The following is a 24,539-nucleotide window of genomic DNA, read 5'->3' on the forward strand; positions in this document are numbered from 1 at the left end:
ATATAATGCTAGTTAATATCTTTACAGCGGAGTGGTAACTGCTCCGCTTAAACAGATAGCCATGTACCAAACCACACTCAACCCTGACTTCAATAAAATTAAGGAGTATATACCTAACATCACCGATGCCGATTTAACGCTTATACAACAGGCAGGAGGGGTTCCCGTTTACCTAGATTACATGAAGGAGGCTGATTATTTACGTGTTGCTGAAGGTCTGAAACAAGCTGTAAACACTTATGGGGTAGCAGACCACTACGAAGAATTGCTATACCTTATCTTACAGAAGAACGAACAGATAAGGGTACGTTATGATGCCTACTGGCAGAACTATGAGGATGACAACACCTCTAAAGAAGTAGCGAAGTTCCTGTTAGCCTATAAAGAATCAAAACCTAATCAGCACTTTCATCTGGTAGCCAAGCCTGTTACAGGAAGCGTGGCGGTTAAAGACACTGTGATAGCAAAATGGATGTGTGAACAGATATACAAAGCTATGGAGGCAAGGGATTTCCCACTCGGTACCTTTGGCGACAAGATACTATTTGATTTGTTCGGTGAAGACCTTGAAAATGACTCACCAATAGCGATAGAACGACTTAAGGCTACGGCCAACCTAAGCCCACGCAAGCCTACTGTACGATTAAAAAAATTGCAGGTAGAGTTATGTAGCTATATACAAGTCTACCTTATAAACCAAACAAGCCTGACTGCAACACCCGATGTACTACTTACAGATGCACAGGCAAACCTCTTCTTTGATATACTGGAACTGATCGGATATGTAAACAGGGATAAAGTAGAGTCCGAACCTAAGGACTACATGCATGCAATGTTCAGAAATCACATCAAGATAAAGCATTGATGGACAAGGCTATAAAAGTATTCAATCTGTAGTAGGTATCATTGCCGTTGGCGTTTGGCAGTCTGCTGACTTTTGTAATGTGATATAAACAAAGTCACATTTTAATACATGTTAAATAGAGATACATTAGCCTTGTTAAGGCGCCAACGGCTACCAAGCATTATCAAACTAAGCGAAACGTATAAGTCATTGCAACCTACCCGGATTAACGAATTTGCTCCAAGGGTGGGGGTTTACCTTATCCAAACTGTATACTACGGCTTTCTAAAACCACATACGGTGAAAATGGCACAGGTGCTATGGAAGCAACGACTGGAAGATGATTTTGAGGGGGACTTCATTCTAGAAATACAACTTGAATCCTTTGAGCGGAACCAGTATCCAGGCTCTTCAAGGTTACTTGAAGAAGACTTAACGAATAGAACCATCCATGTCAAGAGCGCCCAAAGAGACCTTGAAGGCACAGGCAAGTTCATTGTAGACTGGGAGATATTGCCAGTTAAGAGTGCTACTATTGACGACTTGAATAACCTACTTCAATCGGGTAGCAATACTGTTATTGACAGTATGCTAGAATCAATTGATGATGTTGACTTAGGTGACGATCTGATCGACTATGGAGCAGACAATGATGTAGAATACTAATTTGCACTAATTACTTTGTTGACAAGGAACACCTCACAGTGTTCCTTTTTTTATGTTCTTTAATTGATTGTAATATATTGATCTATAAGGTTATAAAGCTTTTGTAAATGCATTAGGAACCATTGCCTTCCACGCATCCACGGGTCAGCACTTTTGCATCATCGGAATCAAAACCCTCCGGTGAAACAAGAGATGAACAATAACAAACTAGAGATCAAACTAAAGCTTGATGCAAAATTTGAAGATGCATTCCCAGACAAACTAATACCATCCAATTCATATCTAGACAAGAGCAAGACCGGGCTAGGCATGACGTATGCCGAGTTTCATGCAGACCGTCATAGTATTATTGTAATTCCTTATACCAGTATAATCGAATTGAAGGTGAAGGCTTACAAGCACAGAAACACCTTTAAGATCATCGATAAAGTTAAGCCAGGTGCAATCGAAGCATATCTAAAATGTGATAAAGAACATAAAAAACTTGTAACCACACCTGAGGGTTTCAAGAAGATCATTGATGCAGCTAAAGCAATTGGAAAGATAGATTGGTTGTACAAAGAGTTCTTTTGCTTACTGGATGAGGCGCACTGCTATGCTGTGGATGCTTTTAGGAAGTATATCCTTACACCATTCGATTACTTTTGGAAGTTTGAGAACAAAGCACTAGGCACCGCCACTTACTTCCCATATAGTGATCCACGCTTTGCAACACTTACCCACTACAAGATCAAGTTCGATGAGACGTTTGGTAAAGTGATTATTGTCGACAATAACGACCCCAAGACGGTTCTAAATGACTTCCTCACTAATCCTGAACAGTTTCCTGGGAATGTGCACATCTTTTATAACTCCGTTAAGGAGATGGAGAAGGTAATACGCACAGCGAAGATCTCTGATGTTAACATATATTGCCGGGATGAGGAAAGAAACCTTAGAATACTTGCTGACCTCTCTGTACACTTTAAACATGAGCCTCGAGCAGGCGAGTACAAGAAGTTTAATTTCTACAGTATGAGATACTACGATGGATGGGACATGTTTGACAATAACCTAGCTACCATTATTCTGGTAACGGATGTGAAGGTGAAGCATAGTCTAGTTGGTATACCTTACAATGGCTTCCAAGCAATCGGCAGACTCAGAACGGTACAACCACATGAAATATATCACGTTACCAATAACTTTGGAACCGACATCAGTGAAGTCAGGTCATTTGAACACATAAGCACGAACTGGTACTACCAAGCAATTAATCATGCACAATACTATAATGACTTTAAAGCAAAAGCTGTCAAAGATGGAATGGAAGAAAAGCGTGTAACAGAGCGATTTGTTGAGCCCTATTGTAAGTTCACGAGAGAAACTAAAGAAGCATATGTATACCCTATGAAAGTCGATCAGCACATCTGTAGAGAGTACACAAGAGAGGGGTATGCTAATATCGCTACGATTCAGCAGCATTGGATAGACATGAACTATAATGTGCGTATACAATATTCTGATCTAGAACCATTGTTGGTCAAGGGGGTATCAAAAGCAACAATCAACAAGCAGGTTGTGTCTCTTATAAAGGAGTATCGTCAAAACCCGGAGAAGTACTTATATCATAAGAGCAAAATGACCTTCAATAAACTCAAGGATAGCTACTGGATTGTCTTTTCTGCTCTTGATGCTCTAGGTGAAGAGTCGATGATACGGTTAGGCTACGATGACAGGAAGATGCACGCTGAACTGGTAAAGCTTAGTAATTCTAATCTGGACGAACAACTCAAAGCAAGACTGAAAGATGATATCATTCGCGATATGCCATACACTACTGATCAGTCTTGTGCGATTTTACAGCGGGCATATGATGACTTAGGATATAAAAACGCCCAAGGTGGGAGGAAGATCGCAAAGGCTAAGCAAATAGAAGATCTAAACATTTTCTCTATCATAAAGACACGAGTGAAGGATTCTAATGGAGCACTCAACCCAACTATGGGGAAGGTCAGAAGGATACCTGCATGGAAGTTCTGCGACTTACCCGTGTAAACATAGTTATTGGCAAGGTTGAACCAGCGGGTGTGTCAAAAAACATGGAATACGCCCTCTACAGTATATATATACAAATGAACGACGATAAGACATATTATTTGACACCTCATAAAGTAAGGCAGCAAATGTGGGATAGGTCGATTTGCTTATACTTTGACTATGCTAGGTACTGTGTTTACCTTATATGACATACAGCCAATTGCAACAGTCAGCATATAAGAAACAACTGTAACGTAATCTCCGGCACTGATTATTTCTTGACCACCTATATAGAATACAAACAGAAGGACTGTGAGCAATAAACTGGCAGTAAGTAGAAGCACCTTCTTTCTAATCAGTGGCCACGTTGTTTTACTGATAAAGTAATAACAAACCCACAGGAGTAACCAGTTTGGGATTGAGAATAAAGTGCTCACCATTACAGCTACAACATAGTAGCCCCAACCACTGAACAAGGCTGCGTACTGGTCTCGGTAACCACCCATCTCAATAATGAGCAAATAAAGTAACGGGCTTACAAGCACACTGGTTAGCCAGACCTTAAGCGGATATTTATAATAGAGTAGCATCAAGGCTAAAGGTAATAATATACCAACACATACCATATATATATTCTGAAGCCGAACTTTTACCCACCCCTCCACCTATCGCACTAGAAAACCAAATCGTTATGGGTGCTTCGGAAGGTGAAGCTCTCCTGATCTAGCCATATCACCCAAATCCTATAAAAGGTAAAACAGCCCTTATAGCTTATTATAAGGAGTGCCCGAGTAAAATTTCGAGTATATATATCGACCACTGCCATAGGTCTGACCACACCCCGGGCATGATCAAGATAGGGAAGCAAATAGTATATACAATTCTTACTTGCCATAACAGAACAGCTTCTCCTAAATCAGTCAAGACAAAACAACTTACCTTTTAAAAGATTAGAAATGAAGCCAGAGATCACCCGAAACACTCAGATTACCAAGGACAAAGCAGCACTAGAGCAAATAGAAACCCGGTTAAGCTCGACTAAGTCCATCTACAAAAACAAAACACGTGCTGCGCAGTATGGTAGCAACGCTCAACAGTCCTTCAACCCCGTTATTCAAGGGATGTACTTTGCAATCCTTAAGAAAACGAAAGAGCTTTACAAAGGCTTACCGAGCAAGGAGGACAGAATCATCATTGAACTGAACAACGAACAAGACCCGACAGACTCACATGGCCTCTATACTTTGATCACGCCATCCTTCTTTTTTTATCTTGAATGCTCAATCACCAACCAGTACCGCATTGAGTACCAGTTTGATCACTGCCCGTTTGAAGAAGAGATAAAAACGCTCATTGACAGGTTTGCCATGAGAAGCTATAGTACCGAAGCGGTTAAGCAACCGGACTACCCAACATTCTTCCGTAACTGCTTAGCCTGTCAACCCGACAGGTTCATCACACATCTTTAATCATCCGCATAGGGCTTGCCAGTTTTAACGGCAAGCCTTTATATAACAATATAAATCACAGTTAACCCCACATAATCACAACATGAAAGCAAAAAAAGCAAACACCGTAGACGATCAGCTCACGACAGAACAACAGATGAACGCAGAAGTGCTGCAAGCATTCAATCTGATTACCCAATCGGCACGTGCGGTAGTCAGCAACTTCGAGACCAAGAAGTACAGGACATCAGTATTGATAAACCACTTACAGAATAACAGCAACAGCCTTGTCAAGGAGTATCTATCATACTTCTTTAACGTTACGCTTACCCGTAACAAAAACTCCTTACTGGTAATCTACATAGGGTTCGATACCGAGGCCGTCACTCGCTTTGGTTCAATGCTACACAATCAACTAATCAGAGAAGTGATGAAACACACCATGCAGGACAACACCAGTGTAAACATAGAATCCTGCATCAGAGTTGATGCCAATACGAAAGATGTTAGGTACTTCTTTTATAAACGGATAACAGAGGGAGAGAATGAATACGTAACCATTTTAGTAGATGAACCTGTAGCAGTATAGAAAGAAAGGGACTCAGTGCCCTTTTCTTTTCGCTTAAACTTCATTAGCTTTGTGTAAACTTAAAAACAAGGAGAACAGAGCCTATTACAGAGACTAGAGAATAACATATCATTAAGAAATATTAGCGTAGCTATCAGTTCTTGCATATCAGGAATCCTAGGAAAATTCAACATTGCAACAAGAACAGAGTGGTTCACGCCTGCGCTACAGCGTAGGTGCTGTCCACCTGTTGCAATGGGCCCTCCTAGGAGCCTCTGAGTGCAGGATTGGTTCAGTTCCCTACGCTTTAGTGTTTATTAACTGCCGAGTTGGGACTATCGGTCAGCCTAAAACATGAATCAAGATAAGTCCAGACTCCAAACAATCTTAATCGAACAACTTCTTGGCGACTCTGCCAAGAAGGAAGATGTCAATACCATAGTCATAAACGACTATCAAACCAGTATAGTAATATTTAGAATCGAGTTTACCGCTGTCATGGACAGGGGCGTAAAAAAAACACTCGTTACATCTTGTGGATTGGAGAAATCCATCTTCGGAAAGGGAATCCGGTTACTACTTGCCTTAGACAAGAAGCACTCATTGATGAACTGGTTAACACGAGAGGGAGTAACGAGAATCATTGTAACCACCGTTAAAGACCCATCGCAGATGAACATTACTAATCACTATACATATGGAACTCAAGACTTGAAGGAGATAGTTAAAGAACTAAATCTATTAGCCGTAAATCACCGCCAAGCTTATGAAACTGCTGTAGAAAGCCTTATAGCGCAGAACACAAGGTAGAATTATAACTAAATACATAATCAGATGAACAAATCTATTTTAATGCTCTCAGCAATATGCTTGCTGATTGTAGCTTGCTCTAAAAACAAAACTGAACCGGAACAGGAAACAACTTGTAAGGTGAAAGTGGTGGAACACACCTACAAAGATGGCAATGCTGATGTTACGGATAAGTACTATTACAGCTATGACAGTGATGGAAGGATAACAAGAGTCGATTATGGTACAGCGCAGTCAACCGAATATGAAACATTTACCTACGGAAATAATAAAGTAACGTGGAAAGGTGTTGGAGGCGATACAGAGGTTTATAACCTTGACGCGAACGGTAGAATCACCAGTGCCAATCAAGGTAGTGATCTACTCAACTTTAAGTATAACACTGATGGTCAACTGATCGAAGCAGGAATCGGCACCGACAAGCAGACCTTAATCTATTTAAACGGTAATCTGTCTACCTCTGCCTACAACAATCAAGCTTGGGTTAACATCACCTACGGCAACGCAGAACCCAGTAACAATATTGTTTACGGTTGGTTATTTGGCGAGGTACTGGACTTTGACGAGATCGGGTATCGTGTTACTCCTTACATCGGCAAGCTATCCAAGAACCTACCAAGTAAGATCATTTACGAACCGGGATCGAATCAGACAGTGGTTGACTTTACCTACATCAACGACGCTACAGGTAAGCTATCTTCGGCTAAAATGGTGAGTACTGGTGGGTACACATCCGAGTACAGATTTACTTACGAGTGTAAGTAACAGGTAAAACAGATTATCGCTACAGAGCTGCACAACGTGTGGCTCTTTTTTATATCTTCACCTTATATAACATGAAGGACACATTTAGATTTTACAAGACAGCAGACGGTAAATGGTACATTGATCTGCCGCAGTGGAGCGGGTCAATTGATGATTTACAAATGGTAGAAGGGGCTGATACTATGCTTGATAAGGTGAGTAGCTACACTAATGAATGCTACCTAGAAATGAGTGATGAACCGTTTGAAGGTGCCGACAGGATTGAACTAGTAGAGGATTTAACAAACTCTGTTGGTGGTGGCAACTACGTTATGGAAACCTATAAGGGTGAACCAGTTAACCATGCTATGTGGTTATGTCAGATTACAGTCGAGGTTTTTCATGAATTGCCTGTAGCTATTTATTTCTGTCCTGTAAACACCATAATCTAATTTAACAATGAGAACAGAACATGACCTATGTCTACTATGTGGAGTCGAGAATGCAGACAAAAGGAATTCTCATATCATACCTAAGTTCATGACTAAAACGCTGCTTAAGGAGGCGGATAGATTTAGAGGTTATCAGATGTCAACAGACAAGGTTGATAGAGAAACTAAATATGTACAATCTTCAGATGCTGAAGATCATCTTTTATGCTCATCTTGTGAGGGGTATTTCTCATTGTTAGAGACAATTATGTGTAACGGGACACATAATGCACTATGGGACGTTAGAAAGAAGGATTGGTTTGAATGGCAGGAGGTAGATGATGGCTCTCTAGCCACAGTTAATAGAGTTGATGGTTTCACATTTAGATTATTCGTCAGTTCCATCATTTGGAGATGCGGTATAAGTAAAAGCTATGTAGCAAGTAGGTTCTTTCTTGATACACAAATAGAGAAACAACTACGCAGTATATTAGTTGAATACAAGAGTATAAAGAGCAGCGAGTTAGTATCCAAGGTTAAGGGCAGTACGATTAGTTTTCCCTTCAGTTTTTCTTTAGCTGCTATAAGAGATATAGAGGAGGTGAACGGGAAAATTGTCTTCCTACACCCCAGTAGTGCTACTGAAGGGTACTTCATTTTAAACAGTTATATCTTGACCTACTCATTCGAAGATGAAAAGGGAGTTAAGGAGCTGATTAACAGCTGCACATCAAATGATACAATTAAGATACTATTTGTCGGCAGTAACTTATGGAACCAGTTACATGACAAGCTTGTTGTTAAATTTGGTAACAAGGCACTGGATTACCTAAAGAGGGAGGATAAAGAGTACTTTGGTATAAGGCGTTAGTACATTCCCAATCCATCCCCCTTCACAAAAGGGGTGGCTTAGGCCGTGAATTATTAAGCACTTTTATTCTGTACAATATGTTAGTGCTTAACAGAAAGCAATTGTAAAGTGTTAACCGCTTCTCCAAATGTATGCTGTAAGGCTCCTATTCGACGCAGTAGATCCTCTAGGTCACTATATGTGTAGGGAACTTCGGCCGTAGGCACTGTATTCCAGTTTTTTAAATCTGTTAGTGACATCCTATTGATTATGCCGTTCTCTAGAGTTTGAGGTGCGAAAACCCACTGATCATGCATGAATCGGTTTCTTTCATTCGCTACTTTAAATGCTTCTGGAAGCACTAACTTAATCTGCTGCAATACAACGCTGGAAATTACATCCTGCTCACCTAACGCATCTAGTAACTTCAGTTTTACACCCAGTGTTGTTGAATCCTTTAAAGGTTGCTTCACGGCCTTGTACGAATCAGACACCAATTCAATTATGCATCTAGTTACAACGAAGTCTAAGGTAGAGAAGAACACTGTTATGTGCCCGAATATCTGAAATACATTTTGTTGATTCATACTGTAAGCGTGTTTCGGACAAGATAACAATTTATGTGATGCGCTTTAATTGTATAGATAATTAAATATGCAGACGCATACAATGCCTCTCCCTCTTTTGCTGCTTAGAACAGGTTAAGGCATCGTATGGTCTTGTTTTAGAAGGTAGAAGTCCTGTAGTGCCACTTACAAAAGCATCTACGAACTATTCGTACTATCATAAGCCTGTCCGTTCTGAACAAAGCAAGACGCCGGAAATGCGGTATTCGCTGTGACTATGCTCGCCACAAAATTACGCCAGATGTCGTTCGCTTGATTAGCTTTAAAAGCACATCTTCACTTCACTTGCCCCAACGCACACAGCTAGGATTGTCATCCTGGCTTAGCCTGCCCACATGCAATCTGTCATCATTTTTGGCTTTCAGCATACGAGTCAGCTCATGAAAGCCTGCTCTATCTTCATTAACCATTTGCTGCGCTTCATTATTAATGAATCTATCGGCTTTCCCAGTTCAGCTCACCCTGCGGGTCGCTCAGGCTTCAGATTGTCACAATTGTTGCAGCATCAGCGCTCTAGGCCATCAGATCAACAATTCCGCCAATCCTCGTGTTTTCATGCTGAAAACATATCAGTACATCGCTACGATGTAGCTTTACTGTACCGACCTTCGTTCCATTCGCAGGCGGTGAGCATTAATAGGGTTGGTGGTAGGATTAGAACGATGGTCTTTGTTTGTACACTGATTTATTTATATTTGTGCCATGAAACTCTCATCTCAACGTAACGCCACCCATTCCATGTTGTTCATCTGTAAATCTACCATATCCTTTCTTTTTATATGAGTAGCTATAGATCAGAACTAGAAGAATTACAGTATCAGTGCAAACTGAAGGCGATGAATGTAAGGACGGCAATGGAGACGGTTATCAACGACGGATTTAATGATGGGTGGGCGATAGAAAACTACATGTCATGTGTAGAAGAAAGTGCACACAGTATCAGGTTACTCCAAGAATATAAAACGAAAGGCTTGTAATTAACAATATAGTTTGTTAGGTTTACAGCGAGAGCGTTAAGGGTGCATGCCGTATGGTATGTGCCCTTTCTTTTTCGGTAGCCATTATGAAAGGAAGAACTGTTAGAATCATTGTACATGAGCCCTCTGATTGGGATAAGGGCAACCTCTTTGGAACGGTCATAAGTGATAGAGGAGGTAAAAAACTACTTGTAGAGGTTGGTAAATACCTGCTTCAGCTTGTCCCTAGGAATGAGAATGAGACCTTTAAGCCCTTAATGCAATACTATTCTGTAATGGTAGATGGGGTCTTCCTCGATGAAGATGGCACTGTCATGGACGGAGGGATTTACGGTAGTGTTACGATTGATTAGCTAGGTGTTCCTGTTCGTTTAAAAGGTACAGTTTTCGACTGATAAGAGTAACTATTTACCTTATATAGCATAAGGGGTAGTAACTCCATTTATAGAAAAAGTGTAGGTGCTTGACTTAATTATCTATATCTTGTAGTGGTCTTAATTATCATTATATATGTATCAAGTAACAGGAACCTATACCGACTATCAGAAGTCATCACTGAAGAGCAGCTTCTACTTAAATGCTGATCAAGGATTCAATTATACAACGTGGAAGGCACCAATACATTGGAGTGGCACTGTTGGAAGTAAGCAGGTTAAGTTTACTCAAGTTAACGGTTCAGGTTCTAATAGAGATGACTATGATTGGACGGACTTTCCGAAAGATTTAGAACCTGCTATATCAGACATTGTAAAAGCAATTGACGATGCTATGAGGATTATGGATTAGGTCTACTCCCTCATCGATAGTACATACCAATATCCGAAAAAGTGTAACGTCCTCTTAATAATAGATTATTAATACTTTTATGGATATGAACTACGAAGCTCAGGAACGAACCATAAGAAACCTTGTAGATGCGCTAAAGGCATTAAGAGAGGGAGGTGTTACTTCTAATAAGACAGACCTAACCTGTCAGATAAGTGAATGGCTAGTTAAAGAAATCTTCAATGGCACGCTTGCGTCAACTAGTATAAACAAGGATTGGGATTTGATTGTAGGTGAGAAACGTATTCAGGTTAAGGCACACGCAAAGGCTGCTACAAATAAGAATAGAAAGACCCATATAAGCTATAGTGAAGCAGCGTTGATAGATGAACTCATAATAGTAGTGTTCACTCAGGATTATGCTTTGAGAGAGTTCTATAGTGTCCCTTGGTCAAAAGCACTTCAGTTAATTAGCCACAATAAAGGTGGTAGCATCCTTTCTTGGAATAGGCTAAAAGCTTATCGATTGGATATAGAATCACTGCCTAATCAGCCAGTTGTTAGTTTATTTAAATAGAAGATTGTATTAATTACTCCACAAAGGTAAGCTTGTCCTAGCGACACGTACAAAGAAGTTCCGGCATAAACCCACAATAGCAGCCGCACAGTCCATTTATTCCGTTGCCTCTTTACTTAGTCGTTCGGAAAGCTTGGTTGGTTACCATAATTAATAAAACTATGGTACATAACACATTATTTAAAGTGGCCGAGGTCGAGCTGACCTACAAGCCTAAGTACAAACCATCTGAACGACCTCAGATCAGTACCTCTAAGCAAGCGCATGAGGTCTTTATAGCACATTGGTCACTCGGTAAGATCGAACTCATTGAAGAGTTTAAAATCCTTCTGCTGAATAGAAAGAACAGGGTATTGGGGATAGTAGATATATCTATGGGTGGAGTTACAGAAACACTTGCCGACCCGAAGGTCATATTTGCTGTTGCTCTTAAAAGTGGCGCTAGTGGTATCATCCTCTGCCATAATCATCCGAGTGAAGAATTGCAACCAGGTAAAGCAGATGTAGACCTAACAAGGAAGCTACAACAAGGAGCACGACTCTTGGACATCTTGATACTAGATCATCTGATCGTAAGTAAGGATGCATTTTATAGCTTCGCTGATGAAGATATGATGTAAATTATAGGGACAGACACGGGGACAAAATGGGGGACAAGACCTTCAATACAGCCTCTAAATGCTATATTAGCACATACTATTAAAAGATAAGTAACAGAATTATTAACTCATGCAACACCTTAGGTGTAGAACATAACTACCTAAAAATCACCGCTTAAAAAGGTCTATAAAAAAAGAAAGAGGCGACTCATCCAAGCTCTCCTCTACTCTAACCAAATATAAACCTGTATGAACGGGTTTTCTCTTTAAGTTCTATCAGAGTTGTTAAAACATCTGAGTAGAAGCTGTTGTTTCATTATTTAATAAAACAAATATACGGAGTTATTTCTATATAGTGTATATGATACACTATTGAAATTTCAATTTTATGACACTAAAATAATATTTGTCGCAAACAACCTCTTTTTTGACGCATTTAAGCCCTTTTTTCTCATTTAGTTAACGTAGATTTATTTTAATAATAACATGAAATTGTTACACTTATTACACCATTAAAGAATAAAACCATGAATAAGAATGAAATTGTTAAGGAATTGAAAAGTACAATAACAGAATTTCAGCAGTTAATTTCATCTTTTGATGAACAGCAGCTAAACGCTGTGCCTTTTGAAGGAAGCTGGACACCAGCTCAGGTTGCCCGGCATATCTGCAAGGCAAATTCAGGCTTCGCAGAGGCATTAAATGGCCCCGTTCAAGATACAGATAGAGCGCCAGATCAATCGGTGAAAACTATTGAACGTATTATGCTAGACTTTACAACAAAAATGAACGCACCAGCTTTTATACTTCCCGAAATGAAAGCGTACAATAAGGAACGTCTAATAAATACTTTGGAAGACATAAAGGTTGATGTAAGCAAAGCGGTTACCGATCTGGATCTTACGCAGACCTGCCTGTCATTTGAGTTGCCAGGACTTGGGCAAGTTGCCCGATTGGAAGCCGTTTATTTTATGATCTATCATACACAACGACATGCACATCAACTGAAAAACATTAAAAACAAACATGCCGTAAATTAAAATAAGGTAAACCTAATGTAAAATAACCATCGTGCCATTAAGGTATGGTGGTTTTGGCTTAAATTTGATCTCCATTAAAATGTAGGAAACATGAAATCTCTAAAATCTATCGCTCATCTTCTCATATTATCTTGGTTTTTCATTGCTTTATTTGCAAATGTTAGTGCTTATGCGCAAGCTGTTGAAACCGGAAATCCATCTCCATTAAAATTTCCTACACCACAGGGGATAGCCAATCAGCTTTTTTACCTTCAAAGGGATCCGAATACGAATACAATTATATGTGAATTGAATGTAGACAAGAACGGAGAGGTAATTGAAAAAGATCCTATAAAGGTATATTGGCTTAGGTACGGTGAAGAAGGGGAGAAAGAGGATTTAAGTTATATACAGCGGAAATTTGCTTACGGTATCCAGGCTAAAGCGATTGGTGATGATCAATATGAGCTAAGATTCGTTTCGCATAAAAATCTTCCCATGTATTTGATGAAATCTGCTGAAGATAAAAAATACCATGTTTACGTTACAGTAAACAAAAAGAAAATCCAGCTAGAGCGCATATTTCTTAGAATACAAGGTGGATCGTTCTGGTTACCTAACGTGAAGTATGTAGAATTAAAAGGAATCAATACCGCTAATAAAACCCCGATAATTGAAAGAATAAAAGTTTAGTTTTTACTATCTTTAAATAACCAAATATTTAAAGTCATGGAAAAAGAAGAGATTAAATCACTACTGGAGATTATAGATCAACAAGTTAGTTCTTCAATACTTGGCGGGATGGAAGAGACCTATGAGGAACTAGAAAGACTGGGTTACATAACCATAGTAAGAGATCGTGTGCAACACTCGGCATCCCTTACACCCGAGGGATTACATTATTTAGAGATGTTAAACAGGTAAGCTTACTGTAAATTTGCTGCCTTTGTTTTTAGCACTTTGAACCTGAATGCTGCCTCCGTGCTTTTCAATAAATTCTTTGCAAAGTACCAAGCCAAGGCCAGTACCAGTTTCATTATTCGTTCCAAGGGCAGTCGATTTGTTGTCTATCGTAAACAGGTTTTCTAACGTTGTGTTATCCATGCCTATGCCATGATCAACAACTGTTATACTAATGAATTCCTTTGGTGAACTTTCATCTTTAATTTGCTCAGAAAGTACTTGTACCTCACCTAAATTTGGTGTGAACTTGATCGCATTAGACAATAGGTTTCTGAATACAGTATGAATCATATCCTGATCTGCAAAAATAGAAATATCCTGGTCTGTTAGATTATTGATCGTAATGTCTTTATGTGCGGCCACTATTTTAAGCACTTCAATGCAGGATTCTACAGTCTGATGCAAATTGAGCTGAACAGGGCTATAGGTGATATTGCCGCCTTGATTTCGAGCCCATAACAGCACATTATCTAATAATTTCGAACTATTATAAAGGCTGTTCTGCAAGAGTCGGTATACCTTTTTACGCTCAGCTTCATCATCTTCAAAACTTCCCATTTCCAGCAATTCAGCAAGTGCTAGTGTAGAGCTGATAGGCCCTTTTAAATCATGGGCAAGGATAGAAAAGAATCGGTCTTTACTTGTATTTGCCTTTTTGAGCTCCCTGGTAGATTGAGCAAGCAAACGGCCTTGAATAAATCTAGCCATACTGCTATTCCAGCTAATGATGCCCGATGCGAAAGCAATAAATGTGATACACAATCCATTGATTGCATTAAAAAAAAGCTGATGTGGATATACTTGAGTGTATGATATCCCAAAGTAAAATAACGCATAGGTAATACTTAGCAAGACAAACAGATTCAAGGGCCGAATCAACAAGCTCATAGGAGCCAATAATGAAGCCATTAAAAATGCAGTGAGGGAAGTTCCTATAGTTTGGGCGTAAATAGTAGTTAATGTTCCCCACTGCATCAAGGTAATAAATACAATGTAGGGCAAGATTGCTGCTATATAAGAATTTTTAGCCCGATATCTCCAGACGTAATTACCGATAAGGAACAGAACAAAAAAAGCAATGATAGTGTAGCTATTAACTAATACCACTTTATCCACGAAAGCCATCTCAATAGATGTATTAATGGTAAAGCTATATCGATAAAAAAGCAATACGATACTTGCTACTAGAACCGACAGTCCTGATATCAAGATTGACCCAAGAAGATTAGCTCTTCTAATCTCATTCTTGATGATCAAATTGTTTATTGCTGCACTTTTAAACTGTCTTCGTAATAGGTTAATACGCTTTGTTATTATAGGTTGAATAACAAATTTATTCTTTTATTTGATAAATAAAAGAGTTTAAATCATCTTTCCAACTGTCATCCAGATAATACGGATACTTGACAGAATTACAATCACTGCAACTCCAATAAACATTTTTTTGATAGGTAATTTACCAACCAAGCGCGCAGCTATTGGAGCGGCAACTACTCCTCCGATGATTAGGCCAATAATGGATTGCCAGTGACTAACGCCCAAGATAAAAAAGAAGGTAATGGCACTTGCCATCGTTACAAAAAATTCAGTTAAACTAACGGTACCAATCACATATTTTGGGGTGCGACCTTTTGATATCAATGTAGAAGTCACCAGAGGGCCCCATCCACCACCACCAAAGGAATCTAAGAAACCACCAGCGCCAGCAAGCCATCCTGCTCGCTTTACTTTTTGTTGCTTTGGCTTATGCTTAAAAGCATTGCTAAGTATTTTAATGCCCAGCAATAGTGTGTACACGGAGATAACTGGCCTGATCCATTGAGAAAAAGCCTCTCCAGCATAGCCAAGCAATACCGCTCCAACAATTGCACCCAGCACACCAGGAATTAATAAGGTTTTAAAAAGTTTCTTATTTACATTTCCAAAGCGGTAATGACTAAAACCTGATGCTCCACTAGAAAACATTTCGGCAGTATGAATACTACCAGATATCACTGCAGGACTTAAACCTCCAGATAGCAACAGGGTAGTAGATACTACTCCATATCCCATACCTAAGGCACCATCGACCAATTGGGCGAAGAAACCGACAGCGAGCATCCAAAAGAACTTTTCATCCATTTGAGCGTATACCCCTTGTCCTAAAGCGACTAAGGATTCGTACGTCAAATAAGAGTAAGCCGCATAACCTATAAATAAAACCGCAAGGATAAGCAAGCACAAATAAGCTATTTGGCGCCATTTTTTTTCTTGTGATTTACCGGGAATGGTTATTTCGATTTCGTTCTCTTGTAAGCCCATTATATATAATATCTATCTAATTAGTCGACAATATTAATTCAACTTTTTGAATAAACAAAATAATTCTACTAAAATAATAGACTTTGTTTTAGAATACTCGTTTAGCCGTGAATAGGGGACGTTTTTTCTTTAAGCGATTAGAACTCTGGTTTTCTTTTGAAATCGAATAAACAAAAGGGTAGAAGCGGTAAGTAGTCCGAAGGTTAGTCCATACCAGATTCCATCAACTCCTAAACCTAGCACAATACCAAGCAAGTAGCCCAAAGGTATACCAATCACCCAATAAGCAATAAAGGTAATGAGGGTAGGGATGTTCACGTCGCCAATGCCTCTTAAAACACCGAGACCGACCACCTGTGTACCATCAAATAATTGAAAGAAACCGGCTATAATCAGCAGATGTGCAGCAATATTAATTACTGCCATATCTTCTGTGTAGATATAAGGTAGAATGTTATTGGCCAAGATAAATAACAAAGCTGTAGCACACATAAACATAAGTATGACGTGGTAGCTGGCAATCGCAGATTTTCTTAGGTCAGTAAAGTTTTTCTTACCAAAGTTGTTACCAGTTTTAATGGTTGCTGCTGATGCGATACCGCTAGCCATCATATAGGTTACTGAGGCCAGATTAATAGCCACTTGATGTGCGGCTTGCTCTACGGCGCCAATCGTTCCAATTAATATCGCTGCACCGCTAAATGCACTAATTTCAAATGAATATTGTAATGCAACGGGAGCACCAATTTTTGCAATCTTTAGACTTCTTACTTTATCGATTAAGCCAAGGCGGAAACTTCTGGTGTATGCTGCGAAATATTTTGAACGAAGTACATAAATCGACATCACTATAGCCATTAAAGTACGGTCTATCAAAGTACTTAAACCAACACCTTTAACACCCATTGGCTCAATACCAAACATGCCTTTTACAAAGATTATACCCAAAATGACGTTGAGCAGGTTTCCCCATATAGAAACAAACATCGCTTGTTTGGTAAAGCCAAGTCCTTCGGCAAACTGCTTAAAAGTTTGGAATATCATTAGTGGAACGATAGATATGGCCAAGTAACCAAGATAAGGCTTAGCATAAGCAACAACTTCTGGCGATTGCCCTATATGATCAATAGCTAACAAGGTACCGAAATACACAAAAATATAGAGCAGGATAGACATCAGGATGTTTATGATCAAACTATTGGAAAGTAGTTTGCCACATTCATCATAATTTTTACGACCATTTTCTTGTGCAACGAGAGGAGTTAATCCATATGAAATTCCAAGGCCCAAAACCAAGATGAGCATAAACAAACTGTTTACCAGGGAAACGGCGGCGAGCTGAACGGTACCTGCAAAATGTCCGACAATTACACTATCCGCCAAATGCACTAGCGTATGCCCCAATTGAGACACTACAATAGGCATAGCAAGACGTAAATTATCAGAATAATAAGGTTTGTACCTCGTGTATAAGCTCTTCCACATTTTGGCAAAAGTCGGCTTTTTTGTGCTGATTTACGACTCTGTCGACCTTGTTTATTTCCGAATCCTACTTTAAAACGTTTAAAATAATATTGTAGATTATGAAATGAATTTAAGATGACACGACCTAACTCAAATCTCAGTGAAATATTCTTCCTTTTCGGAGGAATGAGGCCTGATTACACCACTTAAGATCAAACTTACGAGAATCTTTTGAGCTTGTCTGTACGAACTCCGGGTAAGTTTACTAAACTCTTTTAAAGTGATCCGACCTTTCTCTGCAAGGTATTCGAAAAGCGCTGCCTCTTGTTCCGTATAGGTAATCAGTTGTCCGGAAGTATCAGCACTCTTTTTAATGACATCTACAATGATTTTACTGGCAAGCAGACTTTTGTCCTTTACCCGGTAATACACCCACCATTTTTTATTTTCGTCAAGCGCATAATGGGGTTTGGTTTCGCTACGCGCAATACTCACAACAAGCACCAGTTTACCATCAATATGTACTTCTTCAAATTCAGGTTCAATAGCTGGTTTACAAAACTGATGTGCAGATTTCGTAATCATATAACGCTCTTCGTCTTCTGATTTTACACCTTTGATACTACCATCATCGGCAACGCCAATTAACAGTTGTCCGCCCTTATTATTGGCAAACGCAACCAGACTTTTAGCTATTTTCTCATTGCTGGTAATCGTTTTCTTGAAATCCAACATTGTGCCTTCACCTTCTAAAATTAGTCTCCTGATATTCATCTGTGTACTCCTTAAAGCGTTAATAAGCGATACGCGATTGTTCTCCCTGATGTAAACTCCTGATATAAACTTCATTCATTACTATAGCACAAAGTTCTCCCTCTGCATTGGTAATTTCCATTGGATAAGCCTTTACAAATTTGCCGTAGGTGTTTAAGGTTTCTATAGCTTCGTTCAGCATATCATCTGTAATGGTAATGGTAAAATACAAATGACCCCGACCGGGTTTTAAATATTGAATTGAAGCACTTTTAAGCCATACACGCACTTTAAAGCCGGCTCTTTGCAGGAGTTGGTCAAACAATAAAGCGTAAAATGGATCTGTTGCTGCATATATGGTTCCGCCAAAAATAGAACCGTTATAATTCTTATTCAATATGCTCTTTGCAATCTTCACATCAACCCCTCGAAAGCCCTTATGAAATTTACGAATCCAAATACGTTGGAACAATAAAGGTGGGTATAAACACAAGGCCCACTTAAGGGTTTTTTCTGATACAACCATGATGCTTAAAGATCAGAAAGATTATTGAACTATAAAATTTTATATATGATGATAAAGTAATTTTTTAGTAAATTAGGGTATGTATATATACGACACCCTTACCGCCGCAGTTGCTGATCTTGAAAAACGAGGTTATGAGTATGACTTTAACCTTTCAGCCGAATTTATTGAGTGCAAAGCGATAGATATTCAGTTGATGCCAGAAGAATTTGAAATAGACGAATTTTACCGTTTTGAGGGGATGACAGATCCTGATGACAGTTCGGTAATTTATGCCATTTCTTCTCCAGTTGGTAATTTAAAAGGAGTAATCATTGACGCTTATGGCGCTTACGCAGAAAATATATCGCCCGAGCTTTTAGATAAGCTAAAGATGCATCACTGATTTTAAATTATTAAAACCTTTAAGGGGTTTGAGTTGTTAAAAAGATGAATTTAAAACAGAACCACATGAAAAAACTAATTTTAAGCATAGCTGTTGTCGGTACTTTAACCTTAGCAGTTTCGGCATGTAATTCTACAAAGAGTGTCTCCGGTGGTACAGACACTATGAAAGTGGATACAACTATAAAGCCAGTTGATACCGTAATGAAGGATACGATAAAAACTCCGCCAGATACAACTAAAATGCCACCGGCACAATAAAAACAAACATTAAACGAGATAGAAAAGAGGTAGATCATCAGTGATTTTTACCTCTTTTTTTATGTCAAAACAATGTACTATCTACAATTTTTAGGAAGATCATTTTTTATTAAGGTTAACTTTGGACTTAGTTTTAATGGAAATGGTGTTTAAAGATCAAGTAGTAGCGGCCTATCAAAAAATTCAGGATGAGATTTGCAGCAGTTTAGAACTGGCTGATGGAAAGGCAAAATTTGAAGAAGAGGTTTGGAGCCGGGAAGGTGGCGGTGGCGGCAGAACCCGGATCATGCAACATGGAAGTGTAATTGAAAAGGGTGGTGTTAATTTTTCTGCAGTACATGGGAAATTACCAGATGCTGTTAAAAAAGCATTTAAAGTAGAAAATGATGAGTTTTTTGCAACTGGAGTTTCTATTGTGATGCATCCATCTAATCCCTTCGTACCGATCATTCACATGAATATTCGTTATTTCGAAATGGACGAGCAGACCCGCTGGTTTGGTGGTGGTATCGATTTAACTCCTCATTATGTTATAGATACTGACGTAAGGTACTTTCATCATCTTTTAAAGCAAACCTGCGATCAGTTTGACCCTGGTTTTTATCCGAAATTTAAAACCAATGCTGATGATTATTTCTTTATCAAACATAGAGAAGAAACAAGAGGTGTTGGCGGTATTTTTTACGATCGATTAAAGCCTGAAAATACGGGCTTATCCTTCGATAACTTATTAGCTTTCTCTGAAGCAGTAGGAAAAACTTTTATCCCCGTATATACAGAGCTGATTGAGCGCAACCGTGATCATGAATATACAGAGCAGGAGCAAGAATGGCAATACTTGCGCAGAAGCAGGTATGCAGAATTTAATCTGGTTTATGATTCGGGCACTAAATTTGGCCTGGAAACGAATGGTCGGATAGAGTCTATTCTGATGAGTCTGCCTCCAATGGCAAAATGGACATATAACCATCAACCTGTTTTAGGTAGCCCTGAAGCATACACGCAAAGTAGGCTCAAAAAGGGAATAGTATGGGCTTAATGGCTAAATAAAGCCAAAATTTCTAGGTTAAAATTTTTCCACAATGCGTCTTTATGGCGCATTTTTTATTAGATTCGCAAGGTTATAAGAATACCGCATTTAAATCGTTCTTAAGGAACATTACTATTTATGGCAGAAGATTTAGAAAATCAAGAAAACGACAAAATAATTAGAATCGATATTGACGAGCAAATGAGATCCGCTTACATTGATTATTCAATGTCGGTTATCGTATCAAGGGCTTTACCTGATGTGAGGGATGGATTAAAACCGGTACACCGTCGCGTGTTATACGGGATGCTTGATCTAGGGTTAGCAAACAATAAACCATATAAAAAATCTGCACGTATTGTTGGTGAGGTACTAGGTAAGTATCACCCACATGGTGATTCATCAGTATACAATACCATGGTAAGGATGGCTCAGGATTGGAGCTTACGTTATTTAATGGTTGAGGGACAAGGAAACTACGGTTCAATTGATGGTGACTCTCCGGCAGCAATGCGTTATACAGAGGCACGTTTCCAGAAGATTGCTGAAGACATGCTTGCTGATATTAATAAAGATACCGTTGATTTTCAACTAAACTTTGATGATTCATTGCAGGAGCCTACTGTGCTTCCGTCAAAAGTTCCAAACTTATTGATCAATGGTTCATCAGGTATCGCAGTGGGTATGGCTACAAACATGCCGCCACATAATATTACAGAAACCATCAACGCAACTATAGCTTACATTGAAAACAATGAAATCACTATAGCTGAATTGATGAAACATATTAAAGCACCTGATTTTCCTACTGGAGCCATTATTTATGGTTACAATGGTGTGCAGGAAGCTTTTGAGACTGGTAGAGGCCGTATTGTAATGCGCGCCAAAGCCGAAATCGAAACTCATAAAGACCGTGAAACCATTATCGTTACTGAAATACCTTACCAGGTAAATAAAGCGATGATGATTGAGCGTACCGCTGAATTGGTTGGTGAGAAAAAGCTTGAGGGCATTTCAAACATCAAGGATGAATCGAATAAAGATGGTATCCGTATCGTTTATGAAATTAAACGTGATGCAAATGCTTCTATTGTTTTAAATAACCTATTTAAACAGACTGCTTTACAGACTTCATTTAGTGTAAATAATATTGCGCTTGTTAAAGGCAGACCGCAATTGTTAAACCTGAAAGATCTGATCCATTATTTTGTGGAACACAGACATGAGGTGGTTGTACGTAGAACTAAATTTGAACTTGCTGAGGCAAAGAAACGTGCACATATTTTAGAAGGATTACTAATTGCATTAGATCATTTAGATGAGGTAATCAAATTAATCCGTAGCTCTGATACACCAGAAGAAGCCAGACTGGGCTTAATGGAGAAATTCGGCCTATCTGATATTCAAGCAAGAGCTATCCTTGATATGACCCTTCGTAGGTTAACAGGACTAGAGCGTGATAAGATCAAAGAAGAATACAACGAATTGATGAAATTAATCGATTACTTACAATCTATTTTAGATGATGAAGGTAAACGTATGCAGATCATTAAGGATGAGTTGGCTGAAATGAAAGAGAAGTATGGCGATGAGCGTAGAACGACTATTGTTCACTCGGCAGAAGACATGAGCATGGAAGACTTTATTGAGGATGAAGAGGTAGTAATTACCATTTCTCATGAAGGTTATATTAAACGTACGCCAGCTACAGAATATCGTACTCAAGGTAGAGGTGGTAAAGGCTCTAAAGGAAGTGATTCAAGAAATGAAGATTTTATTGAGCATTTATTAATTGCCTCTAACCATAATTACATGTTGTTCTTTACCGAAACTGGTCGTTGTTTCTGGTTAAGAGTTTACGAAATCCCAGAAGGATCAAGATTAAGTAAAGGAAGAGCAATTCAGAACATCATCAATATTCCTAAAGAAGAAAAGATTAAAGCCTTTATTAAGGTTAAAAATCTGAAAGATCAGGAATATCTGGAAAACAACTACATTATCATGTGTACCAAAAAAGGAACGATTAAGAAAACCTCATTAGAGGCTTATTCGAGACCTAGGGTAAATGGTATCAATGCAATTAACATCAACGAAGGTGATCAGTTATTAGAAGCTAGCTTAACTACAGGTTCGAGCGAAATTGTAATGGCTTTACGTTCTGGAAGAGCTATTCGCTTTAATGAGGAGAAAGTTAGACCAATGGGTAGAACTGCTACTGGTGTACGCGGTGTAACACTTGCTCATGAAAAAGATGAAGTAGTTGGTATGATTGCTGTGGATGATCCAGGTGCAACGGTATTGGTAGTTTCAGAAAAAGGTTACGGTAAACGTACTGACATTGAAGATTACCGCGTTACTAATAGAGGTGGTAAAGGTGTTAAAACTATTAATGTTACTGAAAAAACTGGAAACCTTGTTGCCATTAAAAATGTTACTGATGCGGATGATTTAATGATTATCAATAAATCAGGTATCGTAATTAGAATTGTGGTAAGTGAATTGAGGGTAATGGGACGTGCAACACAAGGTGTACGCTTGATTAACCTGAAAGGTAACGACGAGATTGCTTCTGTAGCTAGAATTGAGCATGAAGAGGATGAAATTGAAGAAACTGAAAGCTATGTAGTATTAGACGGTGAGCCAGCAGGCGAGGGGGAGATTGAAGAAGAACCTACCGATGATACGACAGAGGCTGAGGAGAATGACGAGGAAGAAGGTAATGCTGATGAAGACACTACCGAAGAAGAGAAATAACAACAGATATCAATAATTGTCGAACATAAATATTAGAAAATGAAAAAAGTACTTTTAAGTATTTTGTTTGTAGGTGTTGCCTCACTTGCAAACGCTCAAAAAAGTGAAATTAGTGAGGCTAAAAAGGCATGGAATCTTTTAGGCATCACCTCAGGCAAAAACTTAACGGAGCATCTAAAAGTGCTTAATGGCGGATTGGCTCATGCTGATCTGGCTGTATCCAATGAAAAATCTAAAGATATAGCTGAAGGATGGGGTTATAGAGCGCTATTTGCTTCAAGAATCGCTTTAGTTGACTCTGTTGATTTAAAAAATGCTAAAGCAAAGCAGATCATTGCTGAGGAATCAATTGCTAAAGCTAAAGAGCTAGACAAAAAAGGTTCTGAAAAAGAGAATTTGGAGCAAGCCAAAGTGAATGTAGAGAACGCCGTTAGAAATAGAGCGATCTATGCTTATAAAAAGAAAGATTTTGCTACAGCATTAGAAGCTTTTAATGAAATCACTACTAAAAACCCAAATGATACAAGTATGTATGTTAATGCAGGTGTAACTGCTAAAGAAATACAGAACTATCCAGAAGTAATTAGGAATTTCAAAAAAGCAATTGAATTGAATTATCCTGATTCAAAAGTATTGTACTCTGAGGTGATCAACATTACCTTTGATAAACTTAAAGACACTACTTCTGGATTAGCTCTTCTTAGAGATGCAGCAGCAAAATATCCAGATGATTCATACTTTATTGGTTTAGAGACTGATCTTTACATCAAAAAAGGTGATATCGCAAAATCTCAGGAAATGCTTACAAAGCTGATCGCTAAGGATCCTAAAAATGCAATTTATCAGTATTTAATGGGTGATACTTATTACAAACAAGCTTTAGCTATTCAAACTCAGAGAAATGCTTTAGACGTGAAGAAAACTAAAGAATTCAATGAACTAGGTGTTAAGATGACAAAGTTTATCGATTTATCTGTTCCTTACTACAAGGCAGCTTTAGAGATCGATCCTAAAAATCTTAACGCGCTTGAGAATCTTAAAATCATCTATCTGTTTAAGGATGACAAAGTTAACTACGAATTAATGAATAAAAGATTAGAAGCGCTGAAGAAATAATTTTAGCAGCAATAATTGATTAAAAAGAGGGGTAATTTTTATCC

Annotated in this window: 28 protein-coding genes; 22 read left to right on the forward strand and 6 right to left on the reverse strand. The window is 38.7% G+C overall.

Annotation, left to right across the window (positions count from 1 at the left end; translation table 11 throughout):
• The first annotated feature begins 61 nt into the window (after positions 1 to 61).
• From FBD94_RS20630 to FBD94_RS20670, 9 genes are all read left to right on the forward strand, one after another.
• Complete coding sequence (locus FBD94_RS20630; protein ID WP_136881603.1) at positions 62 to 865, forward strand: hypothetical protein; 804 nt, start codon at positions 62 to 64, stop codon at positions 863 to 865.
• Between the two features lie 108 nt (positions 866 to 973).
• Positions 974 to 1,510, forward strand: a complete 537-nt coding sequence (locus tag FBD94_RS20635) for a hypothetical protein (protein WP_136881604.1) — start codon at positions 974 to 976, stop codon at positions 1,508 to 1,510.
• Between the two features lie 192 nt (positions 1,511 to 1,702).
• Positions 1,703 to 3,547 carry a hypothetical protein gene (locus FBD94_RS20640; protein ID WP_136881605.1) on the forward strand — a complete coding sequence of 615 codons (1,845 nt, stop codon included), beginning with the start codon at positions 1,703 to 1,705 and terminating at the stop codon, positions 3,545 to 3,547.
• A 938-nt stretch (positions 3,548 to 4,485) separates the two neighbouring features.
• Positions 4,486 to 4,998, forward strand: coding sequence for a hypothetical protein (locus tag FBD94_RS20645; RefSeq protein ID WP_136881606.1), 513 nt, complete (start codon positions 4,486 to 4,488; stop codon positions 4,996 to 4,998).
• An 82-nt stretch (positions 4,999 to 5,080) separates the two neighbouring features.
• Positions 5,081 to 5,566, forward strand: coding sequence for a hypothetical protein (locus FBD94_RS20650; protein WP_136881607.1), 486 nt, complete (start codon positions 5,081 to 5,083; stop codon positions 5,564 to 5,566).
• A 477-nt stretch (positions 5,567 to 6,043) separates the two neighbouring features.
• Positions 6,044 to 6,355, forward strand: a complete 312-nt coding sequence (locus FBD94_RS20655; protein WP_136881608.1) for a hypothetical protein — start codon at positions 6,044 to 6,046, stop codon at positions 6,353 to 6,355.
• Between the two features lie 24 nt (positions 6,356 to 6,379).
• Entirely contained in the window at positions 6,380 to 7,120 is a 741-nt protein-coding gene (locus FBD94_RS20660; protein ID WP_136881609.1) for a DUF4595 domain-containing protein, read from the forward strand.
• Positions 7,121 to 7,191: 71 nt separating this feature from the next.
• Positions 7,192 to 7,551 carry a DUF6717 family protein gene (locus FBD94_RS20665; RefSeq protein WP_136881610.1) on the forward strand — a complete coding sequence of 120 codons (360 nt, stop codon included), beginning with the start codon at positions 7,192 to 7,194 and terminating at the stop codon, positions 7,549 to 7,551.
• A gap of 7 nt (positions 7,552 to 7,558) precedes the next feature.
• Positions 7,559 to 8,401 carry a hypothetical protein gene (locus FBD94_RS20670; RefSeq protein ID WP_205945916.1) on the forward strand — a complete coding sequence of 281 codons (843 nt, stop codon included), beginning with the start codon at positions 7,559 to 7,561 and terminating at the stop codon, positions 8,399 to 8,401.
• An 80-nt stretch (positions 8,402 to 8,481) separates the two neighbouring features.
• Here the strand turns inward: FBD94_RS20670 and FBD94_RS20675 are convergent, their stop codons facing one another.
• The gene (locus tag FBD94_RS20675) at positions 8,482 to 8,874 is read right to left on the reverse strand and encodes a hypothetical protein (RefSeq protein ID WP_136881612.1); all 393 of its coding nucleotides are present in this window, start codon (positions 8,872 to 8,874) and stop codon (positions 8,482 to 8,484) included.
• A 911-nt stretch (positions 8,875 to 9,785) separates the two neighbouring features.
• Here FBD94_RS20675 and FBD94_RS20680 point away from each other — a divergent pair.
• From FBD94_RS20680 to FBD94_RS20715, 8 genes are all read left to right on the forward strand, one after another.
• Positions 9,786 to 9,983: a hypothetical protein gene (locus tag FBD94_RS20680; protein ID WP_136881613.1), complete on the forward strand. Its 198-nt coding sequence runs from the start codon at positions 9,786 to 9,788 to the stop codon at positions 9,981 to 9,983.
• 53 nt (positions 9,984 to 10,036) lie between these two features.
• Entirely contained in the window at positions 10,037 to 10,336 is a 300-nt protein-coding gene (locus tag FBD94_RS20685) for a hypothetical protein (protein WP_136881614.1), read from the forward strand.
• Between the two features lie 157 nt (positions 10,337 to 10,493).
• Positions 10,494 to 10,769: a hypothetical protein gene (locus tag FBD94_RS20690; RefSeq protein WP_136881615.1), complete on the forward strand. Its 276-nt coding sequence runs from the start codon at positions 10,494 to 10,496 to the stop codon at positions 10,767 to 10,769.
• Positions 10,770 to 10,854: 85 nt separating this feature from the next.
• A complete protein-coding gene (locus FBD94_RS20695) occupies positions 10,855 to 11,325 on the forward strand; it encodes a hypothetical protein (protein WP_136881616.1) in 471 nt (156 codons plus the stop codon).
• Positions 11,326 to 11,486: 161 nt separating this feature from the next.
• Complete coding sequence (locus FBD94_RS20700; protein WP_136881617.1) at positions 11,487 to 11,945, forward strand: JAB domain-containing protein; 459 nt, start codon at positions 11,487 to 11,489, stop codon at positions 11,943 to 11,945.
• Positions 11,946 to 12,451: 506 nt separating this feature from the next.
• On the forward strand, positions 12,452 to 12,964 hold the full coding sequence (locus FBD94_RS20705; protein ID WP_136881618.1) for a DinB family protein: 513 nt from the start codon (positions 12,452 to 12,454) through the stop codon (positions 12,962 to 12,964).
• Between the two features lie 90 nt (positions 12,965 to 13,054).
• Positions 13,055 to 13,636, forward strand: a complete 582-nt coding sequence (locus FBD94_RS20710) for a DUF4833 domain-containing protein (RefSeq protein ID WP_136881619.1) — start codon at positions 13,055 to 13,057, stop codon at positions 13,634 to 13,636.
• Between the two features lie 36 nt (positions 13,637 to 13,672).
• Positions 13,673 to 13,867, forward strand: a complete 195-nt coding sequence (locus FBD94_RS20715; RefSeq protein ID WP_131612536.1) for a hypothetical protein — start codon at positions 13,673 to 13,675, stop codon at positions 13,865 to 13,867.
• On the opposite strand, the gene FBD94_RS20720 is transcribed toward FBD94_RS20715, so the two are convergent.
• The 5 genes from FBD94_RS20720 to FBD94_RS20740 form a co-directional block, all read right to left on the reverse strand.
• Positions 13,856 to 15,163, reverse strand: a complete 1,308-nt coding sequence (locus FBD94_RS20720; protein WP_136881620.1) for a sensor histidine kinase — start codon at positions 15,161 to 15,163, stop codon at positions 13,856 to 13,858. The two genes, FBD94_RS20715 and FBD94_RS20720, sit on opposite strands and share 12 nt — an antisense overlap.
• 105 nt (positions 15,164 to 15,268) lie before the next feature.
• Positions 15,269 to 16,207 carry a sulfite exporter TauE/SafE family protein gene (locus tag FBD94_RS20725; protein ID WP_136881621.1) on the reverse strand — a complete coding sequence of 313 codons (939 nt, stop codon included), beginning with the start codon at positions 16,205 to 16,207 and terminating at the stop codon, positions 15,269 to 15,271.
• Between the two features lie 129 nt (positions 16,208 to 16,336).
• On the reverse strand, positions 16,337 to 17,692 hold the full coding sequence (locus FBD94_RS20730; protein ID WP_136881622.1) for an MATE family efflux transporter: 1,356 nt from the start codon (positions 17,690 to 17,692) through the stop codon (positions 16,337 to 16,339).
• A 129-nt stretch (positions 17,693 to 17,821) separates the two neighbouring features.
• Positions 17,822 to 18,445, reverse strand: a complete 624-nt coding sequence (locus tag FBD94_RS20735) for an AlbA family DNA-binding domain-containing protein (protein ID WP_131612546.1) — start codon at positions 18,443 to 18,445, stop codon at positions 17,822 to 17,824.
• Positions 18,446 to 18,464: 19 nt separating this feature from the next.
• The gene (locus FBD94_RS20740; RefSeq protein ID WP_136881623.1) at positions 18,465 to 18,950 is read right to left on the reverse strand and encodes a DUF4442 domain-containing protein; all 486 of its coding nucleotides are present in this window, start codon (positions 18,948 to 18,950) and stop codon (positions 18,465 to 18,467) included.
• A gap of 79 nt (positions 18,951 to 19,029) precedes the next feature.
• Here FBD94_RS20740 and FBD94_RS20745 point away from each other — a divergent pair, with 79 nt between their 5' ends.
• From FBD94_RS20745 to FBD94_RS20765, 5 genes are all read left to right on the forward strand, one after another.
• Positions 19,030 to 19,335: a phosphoribosylpyrophosphate synthetase gene (locus tag FBD94_RS20745; RefSeq protein ID WP_131612526.1), complete on the forward strand. Its 306-nt coding sequence runs from the start codon at positions 19,030 to 19,032 to the stop codon at positions 19,333 to 19,335.
• Positions 19,336 to 19,400: 65 nt separating this feature from the next.
• Positions 19,401 to 19,595: a coproporphyrinogen III oxidase gene (locus FBD94_RS20750; protein WP_131612524.1), complete on the forward strand. Its 195-nt coding sequence runs from the start codon at positions 19,401 to 19,403 to the stop codon at positions 19,593 to 19,595.
• Between the two features lie 142 nt (positions 19,596 to 19,737).
• Entirely contained in the window at positions 19,738 to 20,634 is an 897-nt protein-coding gene (gene hemF / locus FBD94_RS20755; protein WP_136881654.1) for an oxygen-dependent coproporphyrinogen oxidase, read from the forward strand.
• 129 nt (positions 20,635 to 20,763) lie between these two features.
• Positions 20,764 to 23,379, forward strand: coding sequence for a DNA gyrase subunit A (gyrA, locus tag FBD94_RS20760; RefSeq protein ID WP_136881624.1), 2,616 nt, complete (start codon positions 20,764 to 20,766; stop codon positions 23,377 to 23,379).
• Between the two features lie 39 nt (positions 23,380 to 23,418).
• Positions 23,419 to 24,495: a tetratricopeptide repeat protein gene (locus tag FBD94_RS20765; RefSeq protein ID WP_131612520.1), complete on the forward strand. Its 1,077-nt coding sequence runs from the start codon at positions 23,419 to 23,421 to the stop codon at positions 24,493 to 24,495.
• The last annotated feature ends 44 nt before the right edge of the window (positions 24,496 to 24,539 follow it).

Origin of the sequence: Pedobacter hiemivivus, from assembly GCF_005144565.1 — a bacterium.
GTDB lineage: Bacteria > Bacteroidota > Bacteroidia > Sphingobacteriales > Sphingobacteriaceae > Pedobacter > Pedobacter hiemivivus.

Coding starts and splice junctions, on each gene's coding strand:
- FBD94_RS20630 (WP_136881603.1), top strand. CDS start 62: ATGTACCAAACCACACTCAACCCTGACTTCAATAAAATTAAGGAGTAT.
- FBD94_RS20635 (WP_136881604.1), top strand. CDS start 974: ATGTTAAATAGAGATACATTAGCCTTGTTAAGGCGCCAACGGCTACCA.
- FBD94_RS20640 (WP_136881605.1), top strand. CDS start 1,703: ATGAACAATAACAAACTAGAGATCAAACTAAAGCTTGATGCAAAATTT.
- FBD94_RS20645 (WP_136881606.1), top strand. CDS start 4,486: ATGAAGCCAGAGATCACCCGAAACACTCAGATTACCAAGGACAAAGCA.
- FBD94_RS20650 (WP_136881607.1), top strand. CDS start 5,081: ATGAAAGCAAAAAAAGCAAACACCGTAGACGATCAGCTCACGACAGAA.
- FBD94_RS20655 (WP_136881608.1), top strand. CDS start 6,044: ATGGACAGGGGCGTAAAAAAAACACTCGTTACATCTTGTGGATTGGAG.
- FBD94_RS20660 (WP_136881609.1), top strand. CDS start 6,380: ATGAACAAATCTATTTTAATGCTCTCAGCAATATGCTTGCTGATTGTA.
- FBD94_RS20665 (WP_136881610.1), top strand. CDS start 7,192: ATGAAGGACACATTTAGATTTTACAAGACAGCAGACGGTAAATGGTAC.
- FBD94_RS20670 (WP_205945916.1), top strand. CDS start 7,559: ATGAGAACAGAACATGACCTATGTCTACTATGTGGAGTCGAGAATGCA.
- FBD94_RS20680 (WP_136881613.1), top strand. CDS start 9,786: ATGAGTAGCTATAGATCAGAACTAGAAGAATTACAGTATCAGTGCAAA.
- FBD94_RS20685 (WP_136881614.1), top strand. CDS start 10,037: ATGGTATGTGCCCTTTCTTTTTCGGTAGCCATTATGAAAGGAAGAACT.
- FBD94_RS20690 (WP_136881615.1), top strand. CDS start 10,494: ATGTATCAAGTAACAGGAACCTATACCGACTATCAGAAGTCATCACTG.
- FBD94_RS20695 (WP_136881616.1), top strand. CDS start 10,855: ATGAACTACGAAGCTCAGGAACGAACCATAAGAAACCTTGTAGATGCG.
- FBD94_RS20700 (WP_136881617.1), top strand. CDS start 11,487: ATGGTACATAACACATTATTTAAAGTGGCCGAGGTCGAGCTGACCTAC.
- FBD94_RS20705 (WP_136881618.1), top strand. CDS start 12,452: ATGAATAAGAATGAAATTGTTAAGGAATTGAAAAGTACAATAACAGAA.
- FBD94_RS20710 (WP_136881619.1), top strand. CDS start 13,055: ATGAAATCTCTAAAATCTATCGCTCATCTTCTCATATTATCTTGGTTT.
- FBD94_RS20715 (WP_131612536.1), top strand. CDS start 13,673: ATGGAAAAAGAAGAGATTAAATCACTACTGGAGATTATAGATCAACAA.
- FBD94_RS20725 (WP_136881621.1), bottom strand. CDS start 16,207: ATGGGCTTACAAGAGAACGAAATCGAAATAACCATTCCCGGTAAATCA.
- FBD94_RS20730 (WP_136881622.1), bottom strand. CDS start 17,692: ATGTGGAAGAGCTTATACACGAGGTACAAACCTTATTATTCTGATAAT.
- FBD94_RS20735 (WP_131612546.1), bottom strand. CDS start 18,445: ATGAATATCAGGAGACTAATTTTAGAAGGTGAAGGCACAATGTTGGAT.
- FBD94_RS20740 (WP_136881623.1), bottom strand. CDS start 18,950: ATGGTTGTATCAGAAAAAACCCTTAAGTGGGCCTTGTGTTTATACCCA.
- FBD94_RS20745 (WP_131612526.1), top strand. CDS start 19,030: ATGTATATATACGACACCCTTACCGCCGCAGTTGCTGATCTTGAAAAA.
- FBD94_RS20750 (WP_131612524.1), top strand. CDS start 19,401: ATGAAAAAACTAATTTTAAGCATAGCTGTTGTCGGTACTTTAACCTTA.
- hemF (WP_136881654.1), top strand. CDS start 19,738: ATGGTGTTTAAAGATCAAGTAGTAGCGGCCTATCAAAAAATTCAGGAT.
- gyrA (WP_136881624.1), top strand. CDS start 20,764: ATGGCAGAAGATTTAGAAAATCAAGAAAACGACAAAATAATTAGAATC.
- FBD94_RS20765 (WP_131612520.1), top strand. CDS start 23,419: ATGAAAAAAGTACTTTTAAGTATTTTGTTTGTAGGTGTTGCCTCACTT.